Source organism: Streptomyces sp. NPDC028711, assembly GCF_055565415.1.
Genome location: NZ_JBVHUJ010000001.1, coordinates 347,680 through 374,175 on the forward strand (window position 1 = coordinate 347,680; position 26,496 = coordinate 374,175).

A 26,496-nucleotide genomic window follows, 5' to 3' on the forward strand; every position below is an offset into this window, starting at 1 on the left:
AGACTGATGCGCAACCCCGTCGGAGGACATGTCCCGGTGGCCGGTGGCCTCGCCACCACCGGTCTCGGCTACGCCCGTGAGCTCGGCGCCGAGGCCGTGCAGGTCTTCGTCGCCAATCCGCGCGGTTGGGCGACCCCGCCCGGAAACCCCGTCCAGGACGAGCGGTTCCGCGCGGAGTGCGAGGCCGAGTCGATCTCGGCGTGGGTCCACGCCCCGTACCTGATCAACTTCGGCTCCCACACCGAGGCCACCGCCGAGAAGTCGGTGGAGTCGATGCGGCACTCGCTGCGGCGGGGCCGGGAGATCGGCGCGAAGGGGGTCGTGGTCCACACCGGTTCGGCGACCGGGGGCCGTCCGCGTGCGGTGGCCCTCGCGCAGGTACGGGAGAGGCTGCTGCCGCTGCTCGACGAGCTGACGCACGAGGACGATCCGTATCTGCTTCTGGAGTCGACGGCGGGCCAGGGCTTCTCGCTCTGCTCGCGTGCGGAGGACTTCGGGCCGTACTTCGACGCGCTCGACCGCCACCCGAAGCTCGGCATCTGCCTGGACACCTGCCACATCTTCGCCGCCGGCCACGATCTGACCGGCCCGCACGGGGCGACGCAGACCCTCGACCAGCTGGTGGAGACGGTGGGCGAGGGACGGCTGAAGCTGATCCACGCCAACGACTCCCAGGACGTCGTGGGCGCGCGCAAGGACCGGCACGCGAACATCGGCGTGGGCCACATCGGTGAGGACGGCTTCCGGAACCTTCTCCTGCACCCCGCGACGGAGGGCGTGCCGCTGGTCATCGAGACGCCGGGCGGCAAGGAGGGGCATGTCGCGGACGTAGAGCTGCTGAAGAAGCTCAGGGGCGTCATTTCCCGTTGAGGAATACCCTGAGGGGGTATACGGTTCCCAGCGACGGCAGGAACCGCTACCTGACCTTGGGGGCACCCCGATGCAGCACGACGCACACGCTCATCACGACCACGGTAGCCACACGGAACACACCGACCACACGGGCCACGAAGGTCATGCAGGCCACGTGGAGCACATCAATCACGCGGCCCACGCGCAGCACACGAGCCACGCGGAGCACACGGGCCACGCCGGGCACGGCGATCACTCCGGCAAGGTCTCCTGGTCCATGGCCGCCAAGGCCACGCTGCACTGCCTCACCGGCTGCGCCATCGGCGAGGTGCTCGGCATGGTCATCGGCACCGCACTCGGCTGGGGCAACATGGAGACGATGATCCTCGCGATCATCCTGGCCTTCTTCTTCGGCTACGCGCTCACCCTGCGCGGCATCCTGGCCGCCGGCGTCGACTTCAGGACGGCGTTCAAGGTGGCGCTCGCCGCCGACACCCTCTCCATCGCGGTCATGGAGACCATCGACAACGGCGTTCTCGCCCTCTGGCCCGGCGCCATGGACGCGCACCTCTCGGAGCCGTTCTTCTGGATCGTGCTCGCCATCGCGCTCGCCGCCGCGTTCGTGATCACCACGCCGATCAACAAGTGGATGATCGGCCGGGGCAAGGGCCACGCCGTGGTCCACCAGTACCACCACTGATCGGCCACCGGGACACCACGCCGTCGGACGGTCCGGAGCGCTACAGCTCCGGGCCGTCTCCCGGTTCCTCCTGGTACGAGTAGCGCTGCTCCGTCCAGGGGTCGCCGAGGTTGTGGTAGCCGCGCTCCTCCCAGAAGCCCCGGCGGTCGGCGGCCATGTACTCCACGCCGCGGACCCACTTGGGGCCCTTCCACGCGTACAGGTGGGGGACGACGAGGCGCAGCGGGAAGCCGTGCTCGGCGGTGAGCAGTTCGCCGTCCTTGTGGGTGGCGAAGATCGTCCGGTCCGCGGCGAAGTCGGCGAGCCGCATGTTGGCGCTGTAGCCGTACTCGGCCCAGACCATCACATGGGTGACCTGGGGCGCGGGCGGGGCGAGGTCGAGGACCGTGCGGGCCAGCACGCCACCCCATTCGGCCCCGAGCATGCTGAATTTCGTGACGCAGTGCAGATCGGCCACGACCGTGGAGAACGGGAGGGCCGAGAACTCCTCGTGGTTCCAGCACCGCTTGTCACCGTCGGCCGTCGCCCCGAAGACGCGGAACTCCCAGCGGTCCGGCTTGAACTTGGGGACGGGCCCGTAGTGGGTGACCGGCCAGCCGCGCTGGAGCCGCTGGCCCGGCGGAAGGTCCGGCGAACGATCCGGCTGCCCCGCTTCCCGGTGTACTCCGCTCTCCGGCTGACCCATGTCATCCATGGTGACAGACGGCGAGGGGTGGTCATGACCAGGAGACCACCCCGCACCAGCGGATTCGGGCAACTCCGACTAAGCCTGCACTTACTGGACGACCCCCATTCGGGGTGCGAGGATGCGGCCATCCTGCCCAGTGACGGCGTAGACACGTAACGTGGAAGGAGCCTCTGCGATGCAGGGCGACCCCGAGGTCCTCGAGTTCCTCAACGAGCAGCTGACCGGCGAGCTGACGGCCATCAACCAGTACTGGCTGCACTACCGCATCCAGGACAACAAGGGGTGGACGAAGCTCGCCAAGTACACCCGCGAAGAGTCCATCGATGAGATGAAGCACGCGGACAAGATCACCGAGCGCATCCTGATGCTCGACGGTCTGCCCAACTACCAGCGGCTCTTCCATGTGCGCGTCGGCCAGACCATCACCGAGATGTTCCAGGCGGACCGCCAGGTCGAGGTGGAGGCGATCGACCGCCTCAAGCGCGGCATCGAGGTCATGCGCGCCAAGGGCGACATCACCTCGGCGAACCTCTTCGAGGAGATCCTCGCGGACGAGGAGCACCACATCGACTACCTGGACACGCAGCTGGAGCTGATCGAGTCCCTGGGTGAGGCGCTGTACATCTCGACGCTCATCGAACAGCCGAGCTGAGCGGCTCCCCCTGCGCTGAGCGGCCTGGCACGGGCTAGGCGGCTTCCCTGAGACGGGTGGCTTCCCCGAGCTCCGCGACGGGCACGACGGGCTCCACGAGCTCCGTCGCGAGGGCGGGCATCCCCTGGTCCACGAGTTCACGCCGGGGGCAGTTGCCACGCCCGAGGATGGCCTGGATGCGACGGACGCAGGAACCGCAGTCCGTGCCGGCCTTGCAGGCCGACGCGATCTGGCGAGGCGTACAGGCGCCCGCGTCGGCATGCTGCTTGACCTGCTTCTCCGTGACTCCGAAGCATGAGCAGACGTACAACGCGGTTCACCTCCCGCCGTGATCGATAAGGCTAACCTAACCTTACCCGGCGCGGCGGGAGCGTAAAAGCCCCGGCAACGACGATGGGGCGCGGATCACATGGATCCGCGCCCCATCGTCGTAGGTATCTACTTACTGATCGCGGTACATCTCCGCCACCAGGAACGCCAGGTCGAGCGACTGGCTCCGGTTGAGCCGCGGGTCGCAGGCCGTCTCGTAGCGCTGGTGCAGGTCGTCGACGAAGATCTCGTCGCCGCCGCCCACGCACTCGGTGACGTCGTCACCGGTGAGCTCGACGTGGATGCCGCCCGGGTGCGTGCCGAGCGCCTTGTGGACCTCGAAGAAGCCCTTGACCTCGTCGAGCACGTCGTCGAAGCGGCGGGTCTTGTGGCCGGAGGCGGCCTCGAAGGTGTTGCCGTGCATCGGGTCGGTGACCCAGGCGACGACCGCGCCGGAGGCGGTGACCTTCTCGACCAGCTCGGGCAGCTTGTCGCGGACCTTGTCGGCGCCCATGCGGACGATGAAGGTCAGCCGGCCGGGCTCCCGGTCGGGGTCAAGACGGTCGATGTACGTCAGCGCCTCGTCCACCGAGGTGGTCGGGCCGAGCTTGATGCCGATCGGGTTGGCGATCCGCGAGGCGAACTCGATGTGCGCGTGGTCGAGCTGCCGGGTGCGCTCACCGATCCAGACCATGTGGCCGGAGGTGTCGTACAGCTTGCCGGTGCGTGAGTCCGTACGGGTCAGGGCGCCCTCGTAGTCGAGCAGCAGCGCCTCGTGGGAGGCGTAGAACTCGACGGCCTTGAACTCGGCCGGGTCGGTGCCACAGGCCTTCATGAAGTTCAGCGCGTTGTCGATCTCGCGGGCCAGCTGCTCGTAGCGCTGCCCGGAGGGGGACGCCTTCACGAAGTCCTGGTTCCAGGCGTGCACCTGGCGCAGGTCGGCGTAGCCACCGGTGGTGAAGGCGCGCACCAGGTTGAGCGTGGAGGCGGAGGCGTTGTACATCCGCTTCAGGCGCTCGGGGTCCGGGATGCGGGACTTCTCGTCGAAGGCGAAGCCGTTGACCGAGTCGCCCCGGTAGGTCGGCAGGGTCACGCCGTCACGGGTCTCGGTCCCCTTGGAGCGGGGCTTCGAGTACTGGCCGGCGATGCGGCCGACCTTCACCACGGGCACGGAGGCCGCGTAGGTGAGGACGGCGCTCATCTGGAGCAGCGTCTTGAGCTTGGCCCTGATGTGGTCGGCGGACACGGCGTCGAAGGCCTCGGCGCAGTCGCCGCCCTGGAGCAGGAACGCCTCGCCACGGGCGACGGCTCCCATCCGGGCGCGCAGCTGGTCGCACTCGCCGGCGAAGACGAGCGGAGGATACGACTCGAGGTCCGCGATCACATCGCGCAGAGCCTCGGCATCGGGGTACTCGGGCTGCTGCGCCGCGGGCAGGTCTCGCCAGGTCGCCTTGGCGACGGCGTGGGAATCAGCGTTCACGGTCACACGCACCACATTACGGGGTTCTTCGTCCGGTCCTGTCCCCCTGCCCAATGGCTGAGACGCGCGCCCGAAATGTCCGTCGGCGATCTTCACGCCTTCGAGTGGTGTTACCCTCTGGCCCGTTTCACAAGTACACAGTCGAACCACAGGGGTGGGCGTGACCCAGAGGCACCGCAGGGACCGCAAGAAGAAACGACTCTTGTACGGAGCGGCGGCCGCCGTCGTCGCGACCGCCACGATCGGCACCATCGCGGTGGCCTCGCCGGGCCTCCTCGGCGCGGCCGGCGACGGCAAGGCTGCTGGGGACACTTCCCTGCAGTCGCAGTTCGCAAACGCGGCGCGCGAGTTCGATGTGCCGCAGAGCGTGCTGATGGCCGTGTCGTACAACCAGACGCGGTGGGAGTCGCACGACGGCGAGCCGAGCGTGACCGGCGCGTACAACGTCATGGGCCTGACGAAGGTCGACGCCGATGACGTGGAGCAGGAAGTCACCGACGAGCAGATCGATCACTTCAACGGCTCCGGCCGCCCGGAGATCGAGAAGACCTTCGACCGCGAGAAGGTCCGCAGCATCCTGGAGAAGGCGATCGTCGACACCGACGACCCCCGCCTCCACACCCTGGACAAGGCCGCCGAGCTGATCGACAGCTCCACCGAGGCCGTCCAGAACGACACCGCCGCCTCCATCCGCGCCGGCGCGGCGCTGCTCGCGGAGTACCAGAAGCAGGCGGGCGCCGAGCTGTCCGAGGACCCGGGCGACTGGTACCCGGCCGTGGCGCGCTACGGCCAGTCCTCCGACCGGAAGGGCGCCGACCTCTTCGCGAAGCGCGTCTTCGAGTCGATCAAGACCGGCGAGCGCGAGCTCACCCTCGACGGCGAGCAGGTCGCCCTGCCGGCCGACGCCTCGGTCGAGCCGGTCAAGCCGTCGAACGTGCCGCTCGCGGCGAGCTTCGCGAGCACGACGGCCGCCTCGGTCCCCGAGTGCCCCGTCGGCCTGAACTGCAACGCCAAGCTGGTCGTCCCGACCAGCACGGGCAAGAAGAACTACACCCAGGGTGACCGCCCCAACCAGGGCGTCGACATCCGCCAGATCGTCATCCACGACACCGAGGGCGGCTACGACGGCTCGCTCAGGGTGCTCACGGACCCGACGAGCGGGGCCAGTGCCCACTACCTGATCAAGGCCTCCGACGGCCTGGTCACCCAGATGCTCGAGAACAAGAACCTGGCGTGGCACGCGGGCAACTGGACCCACAACATGCACTCCATCGGCGTGGAGCACGAGGGCTACGCCATCAAGGAGGGCAGCTGGTACACGGAGCAGCAGTACCGTTCCTCCGCCGAGCTGGTGAAGTACCTCGCCAACACGTACAACGTGCCGATCGACCGTGAGCACATCATCGGTCACGACGAGGTGGCGCTCCAGACGGACGACAAGGTCGCGAACCTGCACTGGGACGCGGGCCCGTACTGGGACTGGAACTACTACATGTCCCTCATGGGCGCCCCGCAGGGCGACCAGGGAGCGGGCGGTCTGCTCAAGGCCGGCCAGGTGGTCCGTGTGGTGCCGCCGTTCACCACGGCGAACCAGCCGAAGCTGACCACCGGCGGGAACGCCGTCCCGCCGCGTCCGTCCAACTTCGGTTACCTGTACACCTCGCCGTCGACGAGCGCGACGACGCTGAAGGACCCGTACTTCACCTCCCTCTGGACCGAGGGTTCCAACTACGGGAACAAGGTCCGTGCCGGCGGCTCGTACGTCGTCGCCGAGGCGCGGACCGACTGGACGGCGATCTGGTACGCCGGTGAGAAGGCCTGGTTCTACAACCCGGGCGGTCAGTACACCGCGCCGGTGACCGGTGCCACGACCGTGAAGGTGGCGTCGGGGCTGACCTCGGCCAAGATCTTCGGCCGCTCCTTCCCGGAGACCGCCGCCTACACCGCCGCCGGTATGACCGCTCCGGGTAACGAGAACGCGTACCTGACGAAGTTCTCCCTCCCGGCCGGCCAGGTGTACGCCAAGGCCGGCCCGGCGGTGAAGGGCGACGACTGGTTCGGCTCCGCGCAGAAGAACGTCATCGGCAACACGATGTTCGTGCCGATCCGCTACCACCACAAGATCGTCTGGGTGAAGCAGAGCGAGATCGCCGAGGCGCCCGGCGCCACCCCGGTCACCGCCACCGACCGCTACAACGTCATCGCCCGTGACGCCTCCGGTGTCCTCTGGCAGTACCAGGGCACCGGCTCCGGGACCACGCCGTTCCTGACCCGCTACCGGGTCGGGCCCGGGTGGGGGGTCTACAACGCCATCACCCCGATGACCGCGCTCCGTGCCGACGGCACCGGTGACGCCGTCGCCCGGGACAAGGAGGGCGTGCTCTGGTACTACAAGGGCAGCGGCAACCCCTCCGCGCCGTTCGCGAGCCGCCTCCGGGTCGGCAGCGGCTGGAACATCTACAACAAGATCCTCGGCGCGCGGGACATGAACGCCGACGGCCGGCCGGACCTCATCGCGCGCGACGCGTCGGGCGTGCTGTGGCTGTACACCAACACGGGCGCCTCCCCGAACCCGTTCGCGACCCGCGTCCGCGTCGGCGGCGGCTGGAGCATATACAACGAGCTCATCAGCACCGGCGACATGACGGGTGACGGCAAGCCGGACCTGGTGGCCCGCGACACCGCCGGCGTCCTGTGGATGTACAAGAACACGGGCGGCTCCCCCAACCCGTACGCCACCCGTGCCAAGGTCGGCGGCGGCTGGGGCGTCTACAACGTCATGGTCGGCCCGAGCGACCTCGACCGCGACGGCAAGCCGGACCTGATCGCCCGGGACGGCGACGGCGTCCTGTGGTTCTACAAGAACACGAACGCCTACCCGAACCCGTACGCCACCCGCGTCCGCGTCGGCGGCGGCTGGAGCGGCTACAACCTCATCGTCTGAGTCGCGCTCCCCGGCCACGGGGCCCGTTCCGTACCGTCCACGGTGCGGAACGGGCCCCGTTTCCGTGTCCGGCTGGGTTACAGTGCTCGCATGTTCGCGCCTCAGATCCAGAACTGGTGGTGGACCGCTCATCCGGCGGCCCACTGACTGCGCGTACACGACACACGCGAAGGCCGCCCGAGGGGCGGCCTTTTCTCGTACCCGGGCCGTTCCTCTCCGTACTCCACCGGAAGGAACGACGCACCTCATGGACCTCTCCCGTCTCCTCGACGCCTCCTGCCCGCCCTTCGCCCTGCTCCGCAGGCGCACCCCCGGCCGTGACCACGACACCGTCGAGGTGCTGATCGGCCGGGTCCACGAGGCCGAGCGCCTCGCGGAGCTGCCCGTGGGTCCGCTGCCGGCCCTCGCGCTCGTCCCCTTCCGGCAGATCCGGGAGCGCGGCTTCGACGTGCGGGACGACGGCACCCCGCTCTCCGTGCTCGTCGCCGAGGAGGTCTACGAGCTGCCGCTCGCGGAGGCCCTGGAGCAGCTTCCCGCGCATGACGTGGCCGTCGAGGGCGGCGGGTTCGACGTCTCCGACGAGGAGTACGCCGGGATCGTGCGGCGGGTCATCGACGAGGAGATCGGTTCGGGCGAGGGCGCGAACTTCGTCATCCGGCGGACGTACACGGGCGAGATCCCGGGCTTCGGGCGCGCCGACGCCCTCGCCCTGTTCCGGCGGCTGCTCGCGGGCGAGCGGGGCGCGTACTGGACCTTCGTCGTCCACACCGGCGACCGGACGCTCGTCGGGGCCAGCCCCGAGGTGCACGTCCGCATGTCGGGGGGCACGGTCGTGATGAACCCGATCAGCGGCACGTACCGCTACCCGGCCGGGGCCGCCCCGACGGCCGAGGGCCTCCTCTCCTTCCTCGCCGACCGCAAGGAGACCGAGGAGCTCTCCATGGTGGTCGACGAGGAGCTCAAGATGATGTGCACGGTCGGCGACAGGGGCGGGGTGGTGATCGGTCCCCGGCTGAAGGAGATGGCCCATCTCGCGCACACGGAGTACGAGTTGCGGGGCCGCTCGTCCCTGGACGTGCGGGAGGTGCTGCGGGAGACGATGTTCGCGGCGACCGTGACCGGCTCGCCGGTGCAGAACGCCTGCCGGGTGATCGAGCGTCATGAGGTGGGGGGACGCGGCTACTACGCGGGGGCGCTCGCCCTCCTCGGCACCGACGAGAGCGGCGCCCAGACGCTCGACTCGCCCATTCTCATCCGTACCGCGGACATCGATGCCGACGGACACCTCCGGGTGCCCGTCGGCGCGACCCTCGTCCGGCACTCGGACCCGGCGGGCGAGGTCGCAGAGACCCACGCGAAGGCGGCCGGGGTGCTCACCGCCCTCGGGGTACGGGAGGGCAGGCCGGCCGCCGGTCCCGCACCGGCCTCCGCGCTCCTCGCCGACGATCCCCGGGTGCGGGCCGCCCTGGACGCGCGGCGGAACGACCTCGCGCCGTTCTGGCTGAGGATGCAGGTCCGGTCCGCCGAACTGTCGGGCCACGCCCTGGTCGTCGACGCCGAGGACACCTTCACGGCGATGCTGGCGCACGTCCTGCGTTCCTCGGGCCTCGACGTGTCCGTGCTCCGCTACGACGAGCCGGGGCTGCGGGAGCTCGCGCTCGCCCACGAGGGGCCGGTGGTCCTGGGCCCCGGCCCCGGGAACCCCTCGGACGCCGCCGATCCGAAGATGCGCTTCCTCCGCGGTCTCACGGCGGAGCTGGTCCGGGACCACCGGCACGGGCTGCTCGGCGTCTGCCTCGGGCACGAGCTGATCGCCGCCGAGCTGGGCCTGGAGATCGTCCGCAAGCGGACCCCGTTCCAGGGCGCCCAGCTGAGGATCGACCTGTTCGGGCAGGAGCGGACGGTCGGCTTCTACAACAGCTTCACCGCCCGCTGCGACGACCGGACGGCGACGGAGCTGGCGCTGCACCGGATCGAGGTGAGCCGGGACGCGGAGACCGGCGAGGTGCACGCCCTGCGCGGCCCGGGCTTCGCGGGGGTCCAGTTCCACCCGGAGTCCGTCCTGACGCTGGAGGGGGCCGCGCTGACCGCCTCCCTGCTCGCGGGCGTACTCGTCTGATCAGACCCTCGGGACCAGGACGTTCTCGCTGCGCCGTCCCGCGGTGTGGTCGAGGACGTTCCGGACCGTGGTGTCGATGATCTGGCCGACCGCGTCCACGGTGTAGTACGCCTGGTGGGAGGTGACCACCACGTTCGGGAAGGTCACCAGGCGGGCCAGGGTGTCGTCCTCGACGACCTCCAGGGACTTGTCGAGGAAGAAGAGCCCGGCCTCCGCCTCGTACACGTCGAGGCCGACGCCGGCGAAGCGGCCGGCCCGGAGTTCGGCGACGAGCGCCTCGGTGTCGACGAGGCCGCCCCGGCTGGAGTTCACCAGAACGGCGTCGTCCTTCATCGCCTTGAGGGCGGCCGCGTCGACGAGGTGGTGGGTCGACGGGAGCAGCGGCACGTGCAGGCTGATGAGGTCGGCCTCGGCGAACAGCCGCTCCTTCTCGACGTACTTCATGCCGAGTGCGAGGCAGGCGGGGTTCTCGGCGACGTCCCAGCCGAGGAGGTTCATGCCGAAGCCGTGGGCGATCCGGGTGAAGGCCTCGCCGATCCTGCCGGTGCCGAGGACGCCGACGGTACGGCCCCGCAGGTCACGGCCCATCAGTCCGTCGAGGCGGAAGTCGAAGTCGCGGGTCCGGTTGGAGGCGCGGACGATCCGGCGGTTGACGGCCATCGCGAGGGTCCAGGCGAACTCGGCCACGGAGTAGGGCGAGTAGGAGGAGACGCGGGCGACGGTGAGGCCGAGGCGCTCGGCGACCTCCAGGTCGATGTTGTTGAAGCCCGTGGAGCGCTGGGCGATCATCTGGGTGCCGCCGGCGGCGAGGGTCTGGAGGACCCGGTGGTCCAGGACGGCGTTGACGCTGGTGGAGACGATCTCGTAGCCGGCCGCGATGGGGGCGGTGTCCTCGGTGAGGAAGACGTTCAGACAGCGGACGTCGTGGTGCCCCGCGAAGGCCTTCTCGATCAGGGGCTTCTCGTCCGCCTGCACGCCGAATGCCAGGATTTCCACGAGATGTCCCCTCATGACGGTGATGGGCCGCATATCCGCGGATGGGTCGTATGTCCGCGCTCCTCGCGAATATACGACCCCTGCCGTCGGCCCGCCCGGCCCCCGGGCTCAGGCGTCGTCGAGGCCGCGCTCGATGGCGTACCGGACGAGCTCCACCCGGTTGTGCAGCTGGAGCTTGCCGAGGGTGTTCTGTACGTGGTTCTGCACCGTGCGGTGCGAGATCACCAGACGCTCCGCGATCTGCTTGTAGCTGAGGCCCTTGGCGACGAGCCGCAGGACCTCGGTCTCCCGCTCGGTCAGCTGCGGGGCCTTCGGCTCGTCGCCGCCGGCCGCCGGGGCGGGCTCCGATGCGAGCCGGCGGTACTCGCCGAGGACGAGCCCCGCGAGACCGGGGGTGAAGACGGGGTCGCCCACCGCCGTCCGCCGCACGGCGTCGATCAGCTCCTCCGTACTGGCCGACTTCAGCAGGTAGCCGGTCGCGCCGGACTTCACCGCCTCCAGGACGTCGCCGTGCTCGCCGCTCGCGGAGAGCACGAGGACCCGCAGCTCGGGCCGGCCGCCGACGAGCTCCTTGCACACCTGGACGCCCGGCTTCACCGGCAGGTTCAGGTCGAGGACGAGGACGTCCGGGGTGACCGCCCGGGCGCGGCGCACCGCCTGCTCGCCGTCCCCGGCGGTGGCCACCACGTCAAGACCCGCCTCGGCCAGGTCGCGGGCGACCGCGTCCCGCCACATCGGATGGTCGTCGACGACCATCACCCTGATCGGCCGCTCGGCCTGCTGCTCGCTCATCTTCCTCGTCCTGCCTTCCCCCGTGGAACCTTCAACTCGACTTCCGTGCCCTGGCCGGGGACCGAGATCAGCTCGGCCGTGCCGCCCAGCTCCCGCAGTCTCCCCCGGATGGAGAGGGCGACGCCCATCCGGCCCTCGCCCTCCGCCTGCGCGAGGCGGCCCTCCGGGATGCCGGGGCCGTCGTCCCTGACGGTGACGATCACCTCGTCGGGCCAGTCCTCGACGAGGATCCAGGCCTGGGCGCCCTCGCCCGCGTGCACCCGCACATTGTCCAGGGCCGCGCCGACGGCGGCGGCCAGCTCGCGCGCCGCGGGCGGCGGCAGCAGGACCGGGGCTCCCGGATCGGAGAGGGTCACCCTGGCCCCGGCGCGCGGGGCGAGCAGGAGGCGCAGGTCGACGGGCGCGTCGTCGTCGCCCTCGTCGTCCACGTCGACGACCCGGACCACCGCCCCCTCGGACTCGTCCTCGGAGACCAGGCTGGGCCGGGTCAGACCGCCCGCGACGAGGGTCCGGAGGGCCACCTCCTGCTCCCCGGCCATCCGCCCGAGCTCGGCGGCCTCGCCGCCGATGGCCGTGCCGCGCCGCTGCACCATCGCGAGGACCTGGAGGACGCTGTCGTGGATGTCCCGGGCGAGCCGCTCACGCTCCCGGGTCGCCGCCTCGATCTCCAGGGCGCGGGCGAGGGTGCGCTCGGAGGCTCGGGCGACCTCGACGACGTATCCGATGGCGATGGAGGCCACCCAGACGAGCAGGACGTTGTGGAGGGTGTCCCTGCTGGGGTGGCCGCGTTCGACGATGTTGGCGACGGCGACGAGGGAGGAGGCGACGCCGGCCCAGCGCCAGCCGCCCTTGATCGCGTACGCGAGGACGGAACCGGCGGTCCATATCGACGGCAGCGTGGGGCCGTCGACCGTCTGGGCGTGGGCGTCGGCGAGCGGGGTGAGGAGGATGCCGACGAGGGCGACGGTGAGGTCGACGCCGAGGAACCGCCTGGTGCAGCTGGCCGCGTTCGCCACCTTGGGCAGGGTGGCGAGGGTCCAGACGCACATCACCGCGAGATAGGCGACGCCGATCCAGGGCCGCTCGTACGACTCCCGGCCGAAGGCGAAGATCAGGACCGCGTAGACCATGGTCAGGACGCGGTAGCCGGTCAGCGCCCGCCACAGCGGCTGCTCGACCGACATGCGCACGACACGCTCGCGCTTGGCCATCTCCCCCACCCCCGTTCGTCCCCCGCGGGAACGCCTGTGCGCCCGGAGCGCCCGCGCTCCGAAGTCCTGTGCGCCGGAACGCCTACGCTCCGGACGTCCTGTGCGCCGGAACGCCTACGCGCCGGACTCTTCCCGAGCGGCGATCTCGGCCTTGACGGCCTCCTTGGCCGCCTTCTCCGCGTCCGCGATCTGCCGCTTGGCGGCGGTCGCGTAGATGTCGACGTACTCCTGGCCGGACAGCTTCATGATCTCGTACATGACCTCGTCGGTCACCGAACGCAGGATGAAGCGATCCCCCTCCATGCCCTGGTAGCGGGTGAAGTCCAGCGGCTTGCCGATCCGGATCCCCGGACGCATCAGCTTCGGGACGACCTTGCCGGGCGGCTGGATCTTCTCGGTGTCGATCATGGCGACCGGGATCACGGGTGCGCCGGTGGCCAGGGCCACCCGCGCGAGACCGCCGGGCTTGCCCCGGTAGAGCCGCCCGTCGGGCGAACGGGTGCCCTCGGGGTAGATCCCGAAGAGCCCGCCCTTCTCGATGACCTCGATGCCGGCCTTGATGGCCGCCTCGCCCGCGCCGCGGGCACCCGAACGGTCCACCGGCAGCTGTCCGACGCCCTTGAAGAAGGCCGCCGTGAGCTTGCCCTTCACACCCGGCGAGGTGAAGTACTCCGCCTTGGCGATGAAGGTGACCTTGCGGTCCAGGACGGCGGGCAGGAAGAAGGAGTCCGAGAACGACAGGTGGTTGCTCGCCAGGATCGCGGGCCCCTCGGCGGGAACGTTCTCCAGACCCTCCACCCAGGGCCGGAAGGCAAGCTTCAGGGACCCTCCGAGGGAGAACTTCATTGCGCCGTAGATCAACTCGCCAAGCCTTCCGTGTGCCGTGGCGACGACTTTATCCCGTACCGGGGTACGGCCCCCGCTACGGCCCTGGTCGGTGTCGGTCCGGTCGCGTACCGTGAAGGTCCTTCCCCATTTTCCGTCGCTCCGGCGCACCCGAAGACGCCGAAGTCGCAACCGAACAGGAGACCCCGGTGCCGGTCCTTCCCGGAGCCGAGCCGTACCGCCACGAGGGCGGAGAGGTCGGCGTCCTTCTCTGTCACGGATTCACCGGTTCCCCGCAGTCACTGCGCCCGTGGGCCGAGTATCTCGCCGAGCGCGGTCTGACGGTGTCGCTGCCCCTGCTGCCCGGCCACGGCACGCGCTGGCAGGACATGCAGCTCACCACCTGGCACGACTGGTACGCGGAGGTGGACCGGGCGCTGGGCGAGCTCCAGGAGCGGTGCGAGACCGTCTTCGTCTTCGGCCTCTCCATGGGCGGGGCGCTGACCCTGCGGCTCGCCGCCCGGCACGGGGACACCGTGAAGGGCATCGTCCTGGTCAACCCGGCGAACAAGGTGCACGGCCTCGCGGCGCACGCGCTCCCGGTCGTCCGTCACCTGGTCCCCTCGAACAAGGGCATCGCGAGCGACATCGCCAAGGAGGGCGTGACCGAGATCGGGTACGACCGGGTGCCGCTGCACGCGGCGCACTCCCTGCGGCAGTTCTTCCGGATCGTGGACGCGGAGCTTCCGCAGGTCACACAGCCGGTGGTACTGCTCCACAGCCCCCAGGACCACGTCGTGCCGCCGGCCGACTCGGCCCGGATCCTCTCCCGGATCTCCTCGACGGACGTCCGGGAGGTCCTGCTGGAACAGAGCTACCACGTGGCGACGTTGGACCATGACGCGGAGCGGATCTTCGACGAGAGCCTGGCCTTCGTCGAGCGTCTCGCCCCGGGTCTGGTCGGCGGAAAGGGGAGCAGGAACGGTGGCTGAGCAGCAGGACGGCGGCGAGCGGGAGCCGCAGCCCATCGACGAGGAGGCGGCCTGGGCCGCGATCGTCGCCGGGTACGGCGAGGAGCCCGCGGACCCGCCGGGCGCGAAGCCGTTCCGGACCATCGAGAACCTTTCGCTGCCGGAGCCGGAGGACGAGGAGGACGACGGCGGCGAGGGCGCCCCCGGCGGCTCCGACTCCGACTCCGGCGCGCCCGGTCCCGGGGGGCCGAAGGCCTCGGCGGAGGACTCCGGGACCCGGAAGTCCCCGACCGGGACGTCCCCGACGGAGAAGTCCCTGACCGAGAAGTTCCGGACCGAGGGATCCCGGCCCGCGGAGCGCGCGAAGCCCGAGGGCCCGAAGCCGGAGGACGGGAAGCCGGGAGGCAGGGAGCCGGAGGACGGGGCGTCCGGGGACGGTCCCGAGCGACCCGCGCTCGGCAGCTCCGTCGTGTTCGCCCCGGGAGTGCGGCCCGCCGGCCCCCGGGACTACTCGCCCGCCGACCCCGAGGACGCCCCCGGCGGCTCGGACGAGGGCCACTTCGTCCCGCCGGAGCCGCCCCCGCTGCCCGAGGCGGACGCCACGACCAAGTTCGCCTGGCTCGCGGTGGTCGGCGGTCCGGTACTGATGCTCCTCGCCGTCCTGCTCCGCTGGGACATGACGTGGTGGCTGACCACGATCTGCGTCGGCGGCTTCCTGGGCGGCTTCGCCACCCTGGTGGGGCGCATGAAGCACGACGACGACGATGACGACGGCTACGACGACCCGGGGCGCGGCGCGGTCGTGTAGACCGCCCTTCTCCTACGACGCGGGGACGCGGACCGCCGCGAGCACCGGCAGGTGATCGGTGGCGGCCCGCAGATCCGCCGGGTCGAGGTCCCCGGGCACCCCGCAGCCGAGGAACTCGACGCCCGGCGTGGCCAGGATCGCGTCGATCCGCTGGTGCGGGTCGCCGGGGGTCGAGGTGTACTCACCGCCCCAGGGGCTGACCTCCCAGCCGTCCTGGAGCTCCTTCGTCAGCCGTCGGAAGGCCGGCCCGTCGGGCCGTTCGTTGAGATCGCCCGCGACGAGGGCGTACGGGGTCCCCAGGGCGGCGACCCGGTCGAGGACCATCCCGGCCTGGGCGTACCGCTCGTCCTTCCGCAGGCTCAGATGGCAGCTGACAAGGCCGACCCTGGCACCGGCGAAGCGGACGACGGCCGTCGCGAGGCCGCGCCGGTGGAGGCCGGGGGTGAGTGGCAGCAGCACGTCCTCGGTGCGTTCCACGGTGGCCCGCAGCGAGCAGAGCAGCAGCGGTCCGGCGGCCGTCGCGCCGCCGCTGAGGACGAGGAGTTCGCTCTTGGCGGCAAGCCGGGCGGCGTGCTTGCGCCAGCGGAAGAAGCGCGGCGCCTCCTGGACGAAGACCAGGTCGGGGGCGCAGGCGCGGATCACCCGGGCGAGGGCGTCCTCGTCGTCGCGCATCGAGCGGACGTTGTAGCTGAGGACCCGCAGGACGGCCGAACCGTCCGCCTCGGTCCGGGAGTTGGGCAGCTCACTGATCGCCATGCCACGTAACGTACGACAGACGCCCGCCGCGTCCTTGCGGACGCGACGGGCGTGTGCCGTACGACTATGGAGCGGCGATGGCAGCAACCATCGATGGAGCAGCCCCGACGGCGATCAACCACCTCCGCGAGAGCGGCGCCGGTTCAGGCGCGAAGGAGGTGCTCAGCCCTGGCGGGCCAGGTCCGCCGCGCCGACCAGACCGGCCTTGTTGCCGAGCTGGGCCGCGAGGACCTGGGCGTGCGGACGCCACTGGCCGCCGATCAGCCAGCGCCTGAACGACTTGCGGATCGGGTCGAGGACGAGGTCGCCCTCGTCCGAGACGCCGCCGCCGACGATGAACGCCGAGGGGTCGAAGAGCGAGGCGAGGTCGGCGAGACCCGCACCCGCCCAGCGGGCCAGCTCCCGGAAGGAGTCGACGGCCACCGGGTCGCCGGCGCGGGCGGCCTGGCTGACGTGCTTGCCCTCGATGCCCTCGGGGGTGCCGTCGCCGAGGCCGAGCAGGATCTCCGCGCGCTCCGGGGTGGCGTTGGCGCGCTGCCTGGCGTACCGGACGAGGGCGCGCCCGGAGGCGTACTGCTCCCAGCAGCCCTGGCTGCCGCAGCCGCACAGCAGACCGTCGGGGACGACCCGGATGTGGCCGAACTCGGCGGCGACGCCGAAGCGTCCGCGGCGCAGCTTGTTGCCGATGATGATGCCGCCGCCGAGGCCGGTGCCGAGGGTGATGCAGATGACGTCCTCGTGGCCCTGGCCCGCGCCGAACCGGTACTCGCCCCAGGCGGCCGCGTTGGCGTCGTTCTCGACGACGACGGGCAGGCCGACCCGCTGCTCGACCTTGTCCTTGAGCGGCTCGTGCCGCCAGTCGATGTTCGGCGCGAAGAGGACGGTGGCACGCTTGTCGTCGACGTAGCCCGCGGCGCCGATGCCGACGGCCTCGATCGAGTGGCCCTTGCCTGCCTCGGACACGGCCGCGCTGATCGCGTCGACGATGCCCTCGGGGGTCGGCGGGGTGGGCACCTTGTGCGTGTCGAGGATGTTGCCCTCCTCGTCGACCACGCCGGCCGCGATCTTCGTGCCGCCGATGTCGACGCCGATGGTGAGTCCCATGTGTCCCTCAGTTTTCGGTCGAGCCCCGCTAGGGCCCACCGTACCCGAGGGGGACGGGCGTACCGATCAGTCGAGGTCGATGTGCTGGCCGGTTCCCGGTCCTTCGTCGTCCTTGCGGTCGTCGCCGCGGTCCTCGTCGCGTGGCCTGTCCGCGTCCCGGCGGGGGTCGCGCGGGTCGTCGGGGGTCACCGTGCCTTCGCGGGTCCAGCGGCTCTCGTGGCCCTCGACGGCGGAGCGGTAGGCGGCGAGCAGCTCGTTCCCGGCGGCGGCGAGGTGGTCGAAGACCTGCGGGTTGCGCTCGATGACGGGCTCGACGACGGCCTTCGCCTGATGGACGAGCTGCTGCACGGTCTGTGCCGCCTGGCCGCCGAGCAGGGGGGTCCCGAGGCTGCCGGAGACCTTGTCCGCGACGGCCTCGAAGAGCTTGCGGAACTCCTCGGCGGGCGAGCCGGGCCCGTCCCCGCGCTGGGCCCGGCGGCGGGCCTTCTCCGCCTCCAGGTCCTCGGCGCACGCCTTGGCCCAGGCGTCCGAATCGCTCATGGCGTACTCCTCAGTGGCTGGTACTTCGACGGTACACGCCCCCTCAGGGGGTACGGGGCCAGAGGCCGGGGTCCGGTGTGAACCGCACCCGGAGGTCCCCCTCGACGAGTCCGGCTCCGGTGACGGTGCAGCGGCGCAGGGCGCCCGGCAGGGGCAGGTGGCGGCGGAAGCCGCCGACGGTCAGGAGCAGTTCGTCACCCCTGCGGACGAGGGACAGCTCCTCCTTGACGGCCCCGGGGAGGGCGATGTGCCAGACGAGGACACCGTCCTCCTCGCGGCGGTCCTCCACGGGCCACTCCGGTACGGGGCCGGGGGCGGCGGCGGGCCGGGCGGGGGCCAGGAGCGCGAGGTCCTCGGGCCCGCGCGGGTCCCGTCCGAGATGGGGCAGCTCGTCGACATCCGTGGCGGTACGGAGCTCCGCCAGGTGCCGGTGCTGTTGGGTGGCGAGGCCCGCGAACCAGGGGTCCTCGGAGGCGGCGGGCAGCAGCCGGTTGGCGACGACGGCGTCGAGGGCGAGGCGCTGGAGGGCGAGGCCGAGCCGGGCGGTGCGCAGGGCGCGGCTCGCGGCGGGACCGGGCTCCAGGACGAGCCGGACGCTGGTGGTGGGGGCTTCGACGACGGCCTGGACGGCGGCGAGCTCCGTCTCCCAGCGCGCGGTGGTCTCGTACAGCCACTGCGCGGGCATGGGGACCCCGGCGAGCTGGGCGAGCATCGGGCGCAGGGCGCGGGCGGCCTGCCGTTCCGGGGGCAGGAGGCGGCGCAGGTAGCGGCGGAGCTGCTCGGGCAGGGCGAGGACGGCGAGGGCCTCGGGGAGCGGCGGCAGGTCCATGACCGCGAGCTCGTGGTCGCCCTCGGCGGCGTCGCGCAGGGAACGGAGCAGGGCGAACTGGCGGCTGCCGGGGAGTTCGGTGAGCTCGGCGTCCTCGAAGGGGGCGGCGCCGAGGAGGTCGAGGGCGGTGGCGGAACGGGCCTGGAGCGCGAGGAACTCCCGGCGGAAGTCGGCGGCCGGCTGGGGACGGGTGACGCGCAGTCCGTCGCCGGTCAGGTGCGGGTCGGCGTCCTCGGAGACGAGCAGGACCCTCCGTCCGGCCCGCGCCTCGGCGAGGGCGGTGGCGGCGGCGACGGTGGTACGACCGGCGCCGCCGAGCCCGGTGACAAGGATGATCCGCATGCCGCGGAACGTTACCGGCCCCGGGCCGCCCACCAGCCAGGAGGGGCTACCGGCCCGACTCGACGCGCTTCTTCAGGCCGGCGAGGGCGCGGTCGATGATGACCTTCTCCGCCTTGCGCTTGATCATGCCGAGCATCGGGATCTTGACGTCCACGGTCAGCTGGTACGTGACCTCCGTGCGGTCCCCGCCCAGCGGGGTGAGCCGGTACGAGCCGTCGAGGGAGCGGAGCATCTGGGACTTGACCAGGGTCCAGCTGACCTCGTCGGCGCCGGTCCAGGTGTACGCGAGGGTGTGGTCGTCCTTGATCGCACCGGCGTCGAGGAGGAGCCGGACCTTCTCCGCGCGGCCGGAGGCGTCGGTCTCCAGGACCTCGGCCTCCTTCACCTCGCCCGTCCACTCGGGGTAGCGGGCGAAGTCGGCGATCACGCCCATGACGTCGGCCGGTGCCGCCTCGATCGTGATGCTCGAGCTGGTGTGTTCGGCCATCGTGGTGGCTCCTCCACTGTGCGTCCGGCGGAAGTCAAAGGGGCACAGACGTGCCGACGGCAGGCTATCGCGCCGCGACTGGGCGCCCGTCACCACTCCAGAGCGAAGGGCCTGCCCGTGGAGGCGAAGTGGCCGACGTTCACGCACTCGGTGGAGGCGACCCTCATCCGCCGGGCCAGCGGCTGGTGGACGTGGCCGAAGAACGCGTACCGGGGCCGGGTCCGCCGGATCGCGTCGAGCAGGGCCCGGCTGCCGCGCTCGAAGCGGCGGGCGACGGTGTCGTACGTCAGCTCCGGCACCTCGGGCGGGATGTGGGAGCAGAGGACGTCCACGTCGCCGAGGGCCTCGACCTTCGCCGCGTACTCCTCGTCGGAGATCTCGTACGGCGTGCGCATGGCCGTGCGAAGCCCACCGCCGACGAAGCCGAACACGAGACCGCCGAGCTCGACCCGCTCGCCGTCGAGGACGGTCGTCCCGGGGCCGGCGAAGTCGGGCCAGAACCGGGGGATGTCGACGTTGCCGTAGGTGGCGTACGTGGGGGTGGGGAAGGCGGCGAAGAGTTCGGCGTACTGGCGGCGGACCGCCTCCTCGATCGCGGTCTCCCGGTCGACGTCGAGCTCGGCCCAGAGGCGGCGGCCCAGGTCACGGGCCTCGTCGAAGCGGCGGGCGGTGCGCAGCTCCACGAGCCGGGTGGCGTTCTCGGCGCCGAAGAGGTCGGGGAAGATCCCCCGGCTGTGGTCGGCGTAGTCGAGGAAGAGGACGAGGTCGCCCAGGCACACGAGGGCGTCGGCGCCCTCCCCCGCCCTGGCGAGGTCTCGGGCGTTTCCGTGCACGTCACTGACCACATGGACTCGCATGGGCCTACCTTAGGGGGTGCGACCTGCGGTTACTTCCGAGTCGGCAAACCTGTGGATTACTGTGCGCAGAGCACCGCCATACATGTGTGACGCACCGAACATCTGGCCGGGACCCCCTATCGGGAACCATGTACTGATGGGTAACGTCCGGGCAGTCCAGTCGTGCTCACCCCCACTGAGCACCCGCCAGTTCTTGGACTTCACCGGTGCATCACACAGAGCCGTGGCGCCGGCGCCCGATGAGGAGCAGCAGTCTTGCGCGAGTTCAGCCTTCCGGCCCTGTACGAGGTCCCCGCGGACGGCAACCTGACGGATCTCATCCGCCGCAACGCCTCCCAGCACCCAGACGTCGCCGTGATGGGCCGCAAGGCCGGCGGGACGTGGACCGACGTGACCGCCAGAGAGTTCCTGGCCGAGGTACGCGGGGTCGCCAAGGGTCTGATCGCCGCCGGCGTCGAGCCGGGCGACCGGGTCGCGCTGCTGTCGCGCACCCGCTACGAGTGGGTGCTCCTCGACTTCGCGATCTGGAGCGCGGGCGGCGTGACCGTCCCCGTGTACGAGACGAGCTCGCCGGAGCAGATCCAGTGGATCCTCGGCGACTCGGGCGCCACCCTGGTGCTCGTCGAGAGCGCGGCGCACCAGGAGTCGGTGGAGTCCGTGCGGGCGGGCCTTCCGCAGCTGAAGGCCGTGTGGCAGATCGAGGACGACGCGGTCGCGCGGCTCACCGCCACCGGCGCGGACGTCTCCGACGAGCTGCTCGACGAGCGCATGTCGGCGGCGAACGCGGACGACCCGGCGACGATCGTCTACACCTCGGGCACGACGGGCCGCCCCAAGGGCTGTGTCCTGACCCACCGGGCCTTCTTCGCCGAGTGCGGCAACGTGGTGGAGCGGCTGAAGCCCCTCTTCCGTACGGGCGAGTGCTCGGTGCTCCTCTTCCTGCCCGCCGCGCACGTCTTCGGGCGGCTCGTCGAGGTCGCGTCCGTGATGGCGCCGATCCGGCTGGGCTGCGTCCCGGACATCAAGAACCTCACCGACGAGCTGGCCTCGTTCCGGCCGACGCTGATCCTGGGTGTGCCGCGGGTCTTCGAGAAGGTCTACAACTCGGCCCGGGCGAAGGCGCAGGCCGACGGCAAGGGTAAGATCTTCGACAAGGCCGCCCACACGGCCATCGCGTACAGCAGGGCCATCGGCACCCCGCAGGGCCCGTCCTTCGGCCTCAGGCTGAAGCACAAGATCTTCGACAAGCTGGTCTTCTCCAAGCTGCGGGCGGTGCTCGGCGGTCGCGGCGAGTACGCGATCTCGGGCGGTGCGCCCCTGGGCGAGCGCCTCGGCCACTTCTTCCGGGGCATCGGCTTCACGGTCCTGGAGGGCTACGGCCTGACGGAGTCGTGCGCGGCGACCGCGTTCAACCCCTGGGACCGGCAGAAGATCGGCACGGTCGGTCAGCCGCTGCCGGGTTCGGTGGTGCGGATCGCCGACGACGGCGAGGTGCTGCTGCACGGCGAGCACATCTTCTCGCGGTACTGGAACAACGAGACGGCGACGGCCGAGGCGCTCGCGGACGGCTGGTTCCACACGGGGGACATCGGCACCCTCGACGAGGACGGCTACCTCGCGATCACCGGCCGGAAGAAGGAGATCCTGGTGACGGCGGGCGGCAAGAACGTCGCCCCGGCGGTCATCGAGGACCGGATCCGGGCGCACGCCCTGGTCGCGGAGTGCATGGTGGTCGGCGACGGGCGTCCGTTCGTGGGCGCGCTGGTCACGATCGACGAGGAGTTCCTCGGCCGCTGGGCCGCCGAGCACGGCAAGCCGGCGGGTTCGACGGCGGCCTCCCTGCGGGACGACGCGGAGCTCGTGGCGGAGGTCCAGCGGGCGATCGACGACGGCAACGCCGCGGTCTCCAAGGCCGAGTCGGTCCGCAAGTTCCGGATTCTTCCCGCCCAGTTCACGGAGGAGGCGGGGCACATCACCCCGTCCCTGAAGCTGAAGCGGAACGTGGTGGCGAAGGACTTCGCGGACGAGATCGAGGCGATCTACACGGCGTGAGCCGTGAGCGGTGTACGAAGGGGCCCGAGGCGAGTGGATCGCCTCGGGCCCCTTCGTACACCGTCCTTCAGAGGAGCTCGCGCAGCCGCTCCGCGAGGAGGTCCCAGCGCCATTTCTCCTCGACCCAGGCGCGGCCCCGCTCGCCCATGCGGGCGCGGAGCTCGGGGTCGAGGAGGAGGGTGGTGACGCGGTCGGCGGTGTCCTCGGGGGACTCGCCGCGGACGACCCAGCCGGTCTCGCCGTCGAGGACGGCGTCGGGGGCGCCGCCGGAGTCGCCGGCGACGACCGGGAGGCCGGTGGCGGAGGCCTCCAGGTAGACGATGCCGAGGCCTTCGACGTCGAGGCCGCCGCGCCGGGTGCGGCAGGGCATGGCGAAGACGTCGCCCGCCCCGTAGTGGGCGGGGAGCTCGGACCAGGGGACGGCGCCGGTGAAGCGTACGGATCCGGCCACGCCGGTCTCGGCGGCGAGGCGGCGCAGGTCCTTCTCGTACGGACCGCCGCCGACGATCAGGAGGACCGCGTCCGGGACCCGGCGGAGGATCCGCGGCAGGGCGCGGATCAGGGTGTCCTGGCCCTTGCGCGGAACGAGGCGGGAGACGCAGACCACGACGGGGCGGTCGCTGAGCCCGAGGCGGGCGCGGACCTCGGCGCCGCCCGAGCCGGGGTGGAAGGTCTTCTCGTCGACGCCGGGCGGGAGCTGCGTCATCCGGCCGGCGGCGGCGGGCGTGAGGGCCGCCGCGATCCGGGAGCGGGTGTACTCGCCGAGGTAGGTGATCGTGTCCGTACCCTCGCCGATCCGCCGCAACAGCTGCCGGGAGGCGGGCAGTTGGGCCCAGCCCGCCTCATGGCCGTGGGTGGTGGCGACGAGCCGCCGGGCGCCCGCGCGGCGCAGCGCGGGGGCCATCAGGCCGAGGGGGGCCGCGGCGCCGAACCACACGGACTCGCAGCCGTGCTCACGGAGGAGCGCGGTGGCCCGGGCGGTGACCCGAGGGGTCGGGAGCAGCATGGTGGTGCGATCCCGGACGACCGTGAAAGGCTGTTCGGCGTCGAACGCGGCCGTCGCGTCGATCCCTTCGCGGCTGCGCTTCCACGTGGAGGCGTAGACGACGATCCGGTCGGGATCCAGACGGAGTGCCATGTTGTGCAGGAAGGCCTGGATTCCGCCGGGACGCGGCGGGAAGTCGTTGGTTACGATCAGGGTCTTGTGCATCGTGGCCGACAGTACCGCGCGCGCACCCACCGCCCAGCACCCACCACTCCTCCGCGTGAGCGAGCCGACAGGACAGGAACCAGGACGGTCATGACGGGCGCGGTGGGAAAGAACAGCCTCTCCATGGATCTGCGGCTTCCGCTCACGCTCTGGGGCCTCACCCGGATCATCCTGCTGCTGTGCGCCTTCAAGATCGTGGTGGTCCCCGGCCCGGACGTGACGTTCGAGGTGGAGGAGATCTACCGGGGCTGGTTCGAGGTACTGAGCGCCGGAACGTATCCCAAGAACGACGTGACCTGGCAGTACCCTCCGGCCGCCGCCCTCCCGATCCTCGCGCCCGGACTGCTGCCGTTCCTCGGCTACTCGGCCGCCTTCTTCGTCCTGGCGTTCCTCTGCGACGCCGTCGTCCTCGGACTCCTCGTGCGCACGGGCCGCCGCCCGGGCCGGTCGATGCGGGGCGCCTGGCTGTGGCTCGCGGCGGTGCCGCTGCTCGGCCCGACCGCGTACGCCCGCTACGACATCATGGTGACGGCCGTGGCCGTGGCGGCCCTGCTTGCCGCCGCCCGCAGTCCCAAGACGCTCGGGGCGCTCGCCGGTTTCGGCGCGGTGCTCAAGGTATGGCCGGCCCTGCTGCTCGCGGGCACCCTCAGGGGGTCGATGACCTGGCGCTCCTGGCCGGTGGCCGCGGGCTCGGCGGGCGCGGTCCTGCTGCTGTGCTCGGCCTGGATGCCGGGGGGTCTGGCCTTCCTCTCCTACCAGAGCGAGCGGGGCACGGAAGTCGAGTCGCTGGGCGCGACGGTGTTCCATCTGGCCCGGCACTTCGGCTGGGACGGAGTGGCCCGGATGAACTACGGCTCGATGGAATTCATCGGCCCGTACGTCTCCTGGGTGTCGGCCGGCTCGATGGGTCTGACGGTCGCCGCCCTGGCCTGGCTGGCGCTGTGGCGGTTCAAGGCGCGGCGCTTCGCGTCGTCGACGGTGGCGGACGCGGCGTTCGTGGCGGTCCTGCTCTTCACCGTGACGAGTCGGGTGATCTCGCCGCAGTACATGATCTGGCTGTTCGGGCTCGCCGCGGTCTGCGTCGCCTACCGGTCGACAAGCATGCGGCGCCCCGCCCACCTGGTGCTGTGGGCGACGGCGGTGACGCAGTTCGAGTTCCCCGTCTGGTTCTCCCACGTGACGGAGAGCGATCCCCTGGGCCTCGCGGTGCTGTTCCTGCGCAACGGGCTCCTCGTGGCCGCCACCTTCTCCGCCTGTCGCAGCCTGTGGCGGCACACGGTGACGGAGGCCGGCGTGGTGCGGATCCCCGCCCCGGCGGATCAGCCGGAGCGGGAGAAGGTGCCGACCGGTTAGTCCCGATTCCAGCGACAAGCACCTGCTTCCCCTGATGGACCTTTGACTCCCTGTTAGGTTTTCCTGCTGATATGAGTACTCAGAACCTCACGGTCGACACGCTTCAGCGGCGCACGGCTGCCGAAGGTACCGAAAGCACCGCAGGGGAATCACGGGGGACCGCGTCAGGAGCATTCTCGAAGTCCCCCTATCTGGTCGCCGGCGCCTTCTTCGTGGTGTATCTGCTTCTGTCGGCGCGGCGTCATGCGGCCAATCTCTCGACCGGATACGACCTGGGGATCTTCACGCAGATCGTGAGGTCGTACTCCGAGCTCTCGGCGCCGTATTCACCCCTCAAGGGGCCCGACTACAACACGCTCGGGGATCACTTCCATCCGATCCTCGCGCTGCTCGCGCCCGCCTACAAGGCGTTTCCGTACAGCTATACGCTGCTCGTCTGCCAGGCAATCCTCATCGCGTTCTCCATAACTCCGCTGATGAAGTGGGCCTACGAGGTCAGGGGCCGGAAGTTCGCCTACTGGGTCGGGATTTCGTACGGAGCCTCCTGGGGGCTCGCCAAACTGATCTCCTTCGACTTCCATGAAGTCGCCTTCGCCGTGCCGCTCCTGTCGCTCTCCCTCTGCGCGGCCGGGCGAAAGAACTGGCGCGCGGCCCTCCTGTGGTCGCTTCCCCTGGTCCTGGTCAAGGAGGACCTCGGTCTCACGGTCGCCGCGATCGGCGCCTACGCGGCCTGGAAGGGGCCGCGGACGGCGGGACTCGCCACCCTCGTCTTCGGGGCCGCCGCGACGGCGCTCGAGATGCTGGTGATCCTTCCGTACTTCAATCCCCTCGGGAAGTTCGCCTATTGGCCGGCCCCGACCCCCGAGGAGACGGGCCTGCTGATGCAGGCAGCCGAGGCGTTCTGGCCGCCGGTCAAGTGGCTCACGGTCCTCATGATCCTGGCCCCCACCGGATTCCTCGCCGTTCGCTCCCCGATCCTGCTCGTCGCACTGCCGACGCTCGCCTGGCGCTTCACCTCGCCGAACCCCTTCCACTGGGGGACGGACTTCCACTACAGCGCGGTCCTCATGCCCATCGCCTTCGCCGCCGCGATTCACGCCGTCGCCATGGGCCGTGTCCCCGGCCGAGGAATCCTGCCCGCCTGTGTCGTCGGAGCGGTGACCACGAGCGTCACTTTCTTCACCCATCCCCTGCATGAGCTCGTACTCCCGCGCACATGGAGCGAGTCCGCCCATGTCAGAACAGCGGACGAGCTGCTCGGGAAGATCCCCGACGGTGCGACGGTGGCCGCGTCGAATCGCCTGGCCGCCCAACTCGCGGACCGGGCCACCGTCAGCGAGATCTGTCTCTTCCCTCGCTCCTTCCCGCCGAGCGAGCCACCCCAGTGGCTGATCTACGACGCCACCGACATGACCGATCCGGAGTGCGCGGCCGGAAAGGCGATGGAAGCGGCCACGCCGGATGTTCCCGGTTATCACAGGGTCGAGACGCGGGACGGGATCTCCCTCTTCAGCCGGATCGACAGCGCGAAGACGTCACGGTAGGTCGCTGTCCACGGATGACGCCGATGCGGGCGATTCCTCGGCTTGTCCCGGCGGCCGATCCGCGCTCTAGGGGGT

Annotated in this window: 25 protein-coding genes; 11 read left to right on the forward strand and 14 right to left on the reverse strand. The window is 70.9% G+C overall.

The features are described from left to right. The first annotated feature begins 6 nt into the window (after window positions 1-6). On the forward strand, window positions 7-870 hold the full coding sequence (locus ACZ4VK_RS01570; protein ID WP_468347324.1) for a deoxyribonuclease IV: 864 nt from the start codon (window positions 7-9) through the stop codon (window positions 868-870). A 70-nt stretch (window positions 871-940) separates the two neighbouring features. After that, window positions 941-1,552 (forward strand): DUF4396 domain-containing protein, encoded by a 612-nt coding sequence (locus ACZ4VK_RS01575; protein ID WP_468347326.1) that lies wholly within the window; start codon window positions 941-943, stop codon window positions 1,550-1,552. 40 nt (window positions 1,553-1,592) lie between these two features. Here ACZ4VK_RS01575 and ACZ4VK_RS01580 read toward each other — a convergent pair whose 3' ends face one another. Continuing rightward, window positions 1,593-2,237, reverse strand: coding sequence for a sulfite oxidase-like oxidoreductase (locus ACZ4VK_RS01580; RefSeq protein WP_468347327.1), 645 nt, complete (start codon window positions 2,235-2,237; stop codon window positions 1,593-1,595). Between the two features lie 178 nt (window positions 2,238-2,415). Here ACZ4VK_RS01580 and bfr point away from each other — a divergent pair, with 178 nt between their 5' ends. Beyond that, window positions 2,416-2,892, forward strand: coding sequence for a bacterioferritin (gene bfr, locus ACZ4VK_RS01585; protein WP_024755581.1), 477 nt, complete (start codon window positions 2,416-2,418; stop codon window positions 2,890-2,892). A 34-nt stretch (window positions 2,893-2,926) separates the two neighbouring features. Here bfr and ACZ4VK_RS01590 read toward each other — a convergent pair whose 3' ends face one another. Then, complete coding sequence (locus ACZ4VK_RS01590) at window positions 2,927-3,202, reverse strand: (2Fe-2S)-binding protein (protein WP_468347329.1); 276 nt, start codon at window positions 3,200-3,202, stop codon at window positions 2,927-2,929. Between the two features lie 132 nt (window positions 3,203-3,334). Further along, a complete protein-coding gene (locus ACZ4VK_RS01595) occupies window positions 3,335-4,687 on the reverse strand; it encodes a class II 3-deoxy-7-phosphoheptulonate synthase (RefSeq protein ID WP_468347331.1) in 1,353 nt (450 codons plus the stop codon). A gap of 154 nt (window positions 4,688-4,841) precedes the next feature. Between ACZ4VK_RS01595 and ACZ4VK_RS01600 the strand changes: the two genes are divergently transcribed. The 3 genes from ACZ4VK_RS01600 to ACZ4VK_RS01610 all read left to right on the forward strand — a co-directional run bounded on the left by ACZ4VK_RS01600 (window position 4,842) and on the right by ACZ4VK_RS01610 (window position 9,744). Further along, entirely contained in the window at window positions 4,842-7,625 is a 2,784-nt protein-coding gene (locus ACZ4VK_RS01600) for an N-acetylmuramoyl-L-alanine amidase (RefSeq protein ID WP_468347333.1), read from the forward strand. Between the two features lie 90 nt (window positions 7,626-7,715). Next, window positions 7,716-7,772 carry a trp operon leader peptide gene (locus tag ACZ4VK_RS01605; protein ID WP_071892416.1) on the forward strand — a complete coding sequence of 19 codons (57 nt, stop codon included), beginning with the start codon at window positions 7,716-7,718 and terminating at the stop codon, window positions 7,770-7,772. 100 nt (window positions 7,773-7,872) lie between these two features. Further along, window positions 7,873-9,744: an anthranilate synthase family protein gene (locus tag ACZ4VK_RS01610; protein WP_468347335.1), complete on the forward strand. Its 1,872-nt coding sequence runs from the start codon at window positions 7,873-7,875 to the stop codon at window positions 9,742-9,744. On the opposite strand, the gene ACZ4VK_RS01615 is transcribed toward ACZ4VK_RS01610, so the two are convergent. The 4 genes from ACZ4VK_RS01615 to ACZ4VK_RS01630 form a co-directional block, all read right to left on the reverse strand. After that, a complete protein-coding gene (locus ACZ4VK_RS01615) occupies window positions 9,745-10,740 on the reverse strand; it encodes a 2-hydroxyacid dehydrogenase (protein WP_468347337.1) in 996 nt (331 codons plus the stop codon). Window positions 10,741-10,848: 108 nt separating this feature from the next. Continuing rightward, entirely contained in the window at window positions 10,849-11,532 is a 684-nt protein-coding gene (locus tag ACZ4VK_RS01620; RefSeq protein ID WP_468347339.1) for a response regulator, read from the reverse strand. Further along, on the reverse strand, window positions 11,529-12,743 hold the full coding sequence (gene macS, locus ACZ4VK_RS01625) for a MacS family sensor histidine kinase (protein WP_468347340.1): 1,215 nt from the start codon (window positions 12,741-12,743) through the stop codon (window positions 11,529-11,531). Before macS ends, ACZ4VK_RS01620 begins: the two co-directional genes overlap by 4 nt. A 114-nt stretch (window positions 12,744-12,857) precedes the next feature. After that, window positions 12,858-13,589, reverse strand: coding sequence for a lysophospholipid acyltransferase family protein (locus ACZ4VK_RS01630; protein ID WP_030547417.1), 732 nt, complete (start codon window positions 13,587-13,589; stop codon window positions 12,858-12,860). Window positions 13,590-13,777: 188 nt separating this feature from the next. Between ACZ4VK_RS01630 and ACZ4VK_RS01635 the strand changes: the two genes are divergently transcribed. Next, complete coding sequence (locus ACZ4VK_RS01635; RefSeq protein WP_468347342.1) at window positions 13,778-14,560, forward strand: alpha/beta hydrolase; 783 nt, start codon at window positions 13,778-13,780, stop codon at window positions 14,558-14,560. Next, a complete protein-coding gene (locus ACZ4VK_RS01640) occupies window positions 14,553-15,347 on the forward strand; it encodes a hypothetical protein (protein ID WP_468347344.1) in 795 nt (264 codons plus the stop codon). The genes ACZ4VK_RS01635 and ACZ4VK_RS01640 overlap by 8 nt, the downstream gene beginning before the upstream one ends. Window positions 15,348-15,359: 12 nt before the next feature. On the opposite strand, the gene ACZ4VK_RS01645 is transcribed toward ACZ4VK_RS01640, so the two are convergent. The 6 genes from ACZ4VK_RS01645 to ACZ4VK_RS01670 all read right to left on the reverse strand — a co-directional run bounded on the left by ACZ4VK_RS01645 (window position 15,360) and on the right by ACZ4VK_RS01670 (window position 20,262). After that, window positions 15,360-16,103 (reverse strand): endonuclease/exonuclease/phosphatase family protein, encoded by a 744-nt coding sequence (locus ACZ4VK_RS01645; protein ID WP_468347346.1) that lies wholly within the window; start codon window positions 16,101-16,103, stop codon window positions 15,360-15,362. Between the two features lie 162 nt (window positions 16,104-16,265). Further along, window positions 16,266-17,207 carry an ROK family glucokinase gene (locus tag ACZ4VK_RS01650; protein WP_468347348.1) on the reverse strand — a complete coding sequence of 314 codons (942 nt, stop codon included), beginning with the start codon at window positions 17,205-17,207 and terminating at the stop codon, window positions 16,266-16,268. A gap of 66 nt (window positions 17,208-17,273) precedes the next feature. Then, a complete protein-coding gene (locus ACZ4VK_RS01655) occupies window positions 17,274-17,747 on the reverse strand; it encodes a DUF5304 domain-containing protein (RefSeq protein ID WP_468347350.1) in 474 nt (157 codons plus the stop codon). 43 nt (window positions 17,748-17,790) lie between these two features. Beyond that, on the reverse strand, window positions 17,791-18,918 hold the full coding sequence (locus ACZ4VK_RS01660) for an ArsA family ATPase (protein ID WP_468347352.1): 1,128 nt from the start codon (window positions 18,916-18,918) through the stop codon (window positions 17,791-17,793). A gap of 46 nt (window positions 18,919-18,964) precedes the next feature. Further along, window positions 18,965-19,405, reverse strand: a complete 441-nt coding sequence (locus tag ACZ4VK_RS01665) for an SRPBCC family protein (protein ID WP_468347354.1) — start codon at window positions 19,403-19,405, stop codon at window positions 18,965-18,967. Window positions 19,406-19,494: 89 nt separating this feature from the next. After that, window positions 19,495-20,262: a metallophosphoesterase family protein gene (locus ACZ4VK_RS01670; protein WP_468347356.1), complete on the reverse strand. Its 768-nt coding sequence runs from the start codon at window positions 20,260-20,262 to the stop codon at window positions 19,495-19,497. 255 nt (window positions 20,263-20,517) lie between these two features. On the opposite strand from ACZ4VK_RS01670, the gene ACZ4VK_RS01675 reads away from it, so the two are divergent. Beyond that, the gene (locus ACZ4VK_RS01675; protein WP_468347358.1) at window positions 20,518-22,314 is read left to right on the forward strand and encodes an AMP-dependent synthetase/ligase; all 1,797 of its coding nucleotides are present in this window, start codon (window positions 20,518-20,520) and stop codon (window positions 22,312-22,314) included. A 67-nt stretch (window positions 22,315-22,381) separates the two neighbouring features. On the opposite strand, the gene ACZ4VK_RS01680 is transcribed toward ACZ4VK_RS01675, so the two are convergent. After that, window positions 22,382-23,524, reverse strand: coding sequence for a glycosyltransferase family 4 protein (locus tag ACZ4VK_RS01680; protein WP_468347360.1), 1,143 nt, complete (start codon window positions 23,522-23,524; stop codon window positions 22,382-22,384). 90 nt (window positions 23,525-23,614) lie between these two features. Between ACZ4VK_RS01680 and ACZ4VK_RS01685 the strand changes: the two genes are divergently transcribed. Continuing rightward, window positions 23,615-24,877 (forward strand): glycosyltransferase 87 family protein, encoded by a 1,263-nt coding sequence (locus ACZ4VK_RS01685; RefSeq protein ID WP_468347362.1) that lies wholly within the window; start codon window positions 23,615-23,617, stop codon window positions 24,875-24,877. Window positions 24,878-24,948: 71 nt separating this feature from the next. Further along, window positions 24,949-26,421: a DUF2079 domain-containing protein gene (locus tag ACZ4VK_RS01690; protein ID WP_468347364.1), complete on the forward strand. Its 1,473-nt coding sequence runs from the start codon at window positions 24,949-24,951 to the stop codon at window positions 26,419-26,421. Window positions 26,422-26,496 lie beyond the last annotated feature (75 nt).

What these genes read in the sequence shown, in the direction of transcription:
- ACZ4VK_RS01630 (WP_030547417.1), bottom strand. Translation starts at nt 13,589, where the DNA reads ATGAAGTTCTCCCTCGGAGGGTCCCTGAAGCTTGCCTTCCGGCCCTGG.
- ACZ4VK_RS01655 (WP_468347350.1), bottom strand. Translation starts at nt 17,747, where the DNA reads ATGAGCGATTCGGACGCCTGGGCCAAGGCGTGCGCCGAGGACCTGGAG.
- ACZ4VK_RS01680 (WP_468347360.1), bottom strand. Translation starts at nt 23,524, where the DNA reads ATGCACAAGACCCTGATCGTAACCAACGACTTCCCGCCGCGTCCCGGC.
- ACZ4VK_RS01620 (WP_468347339.1), bottom strand. Translation starts at nt 11,532, where the DNA reads ATGAGCGAGCAGCAGGCCGAGCGGCCGATCAGGGTGATGGTCGTCGAC.
- bfr (WP_024755581.1), top strand. Translation starts at nt 2,416, where the DNA reads ATGCAGGGCGACCCCGAGGTCCTCGAGTTCCTCAACGAGCAGCTGACC.
- ACZ4VK_RS01645 (WP_468347346.1), bottom strand. Translation starts at nt 16,103, where the DNA reads ATGGCGATCAGTGAGCTGCCCAACTCCCGGACCGAGGCGGACGGTTCG.
- macS (WP_468347340.1), bottom strand. Translation starts at nt 12,743, where the DNA reads ATGGCCAAGCGCGAGCGTGTCGTGCGCATGTCGGTCGAGCAGCCGCTG.
- ACZ4VK_RS01570 (WP_468347324.1), top strand. Translation starts at nt 7, where the DNA reads ATGCGCAACCCCGTCGGAGGACATGTCCCGGTGGCCGGTGGCCTCGCC.
- ACZ4VK_RS01575 (WP_468347326.1), top strand. Translation starts at nt 941, where the DNA reads ATGCAGCACGACGCACACGCTCATCACGACCACGGTAGCCACACGGAA.
- ACZ4VK_RS01650 (WP_468347348.1), bottom strand. Translation starts at nt 17,207, where the DNA reads ATGGGACTCACCATCGGCGTCGACATCGGCGGCACGAAGATCGCGGCC.
- ACZ4VK_RS01670 (WP_468347356.1), bottom strand. Translation starts at nt 20,262, where the DNA reads ATGCGAGTCCATGTGGTCAGTGACGTGCACGGAAACGCCCGAGACCTC.
- ACZ4VK_RS01690 (WP_468347364.1), top strand. Translation starts at nt 24,949, where the DNA reads ATGAGTACTCAGAACCTCACGGTCGACACGCTTCAGCGGCGCACGGCT.
- ACZ4VK_RS01660 (WP_468347352.1), bottom strand. Translation starts at nt 18,918, where the DNA reads ATGCGGATCATCCTTGTCACCGGGCTCGGCGGCGCCGGTCGTACCACC.
- ACZ4VK_RS01685 (WP_468347362.1), top strand. Translation starts at nt 23,615, where the DNA reads ATGACGGGCGCGGTGGGAAAGAACAGCCTCTCCATGGATCTGCGGCTT.
- ACZ4VK_RS01610 (WP_468347335.1), top strand. Translation starts at nt 7,873, where the DNA reads ATGGACCTCTCCCGTCTCCTCGACGCCTCCTGCCCGCCCTTCGCCCTG.
- ACZ4VK_RS01580 (WP_468347327.1), bottom strand. Translation starts at nt 2,237, where the DNA reads ATGGGTCAGCCGGAGAGCGGAGTACACCGGGAAGCGGGGCAGCCGGAT.
- ACZ4VK_RS01665 (WP_468347354.1), bottom strand. Translation starts at nt 19,405, where the DNA reads ATGGCCGAACACACCAGCTCGAGCATCACGATCGAGGCGGCACCGGCC.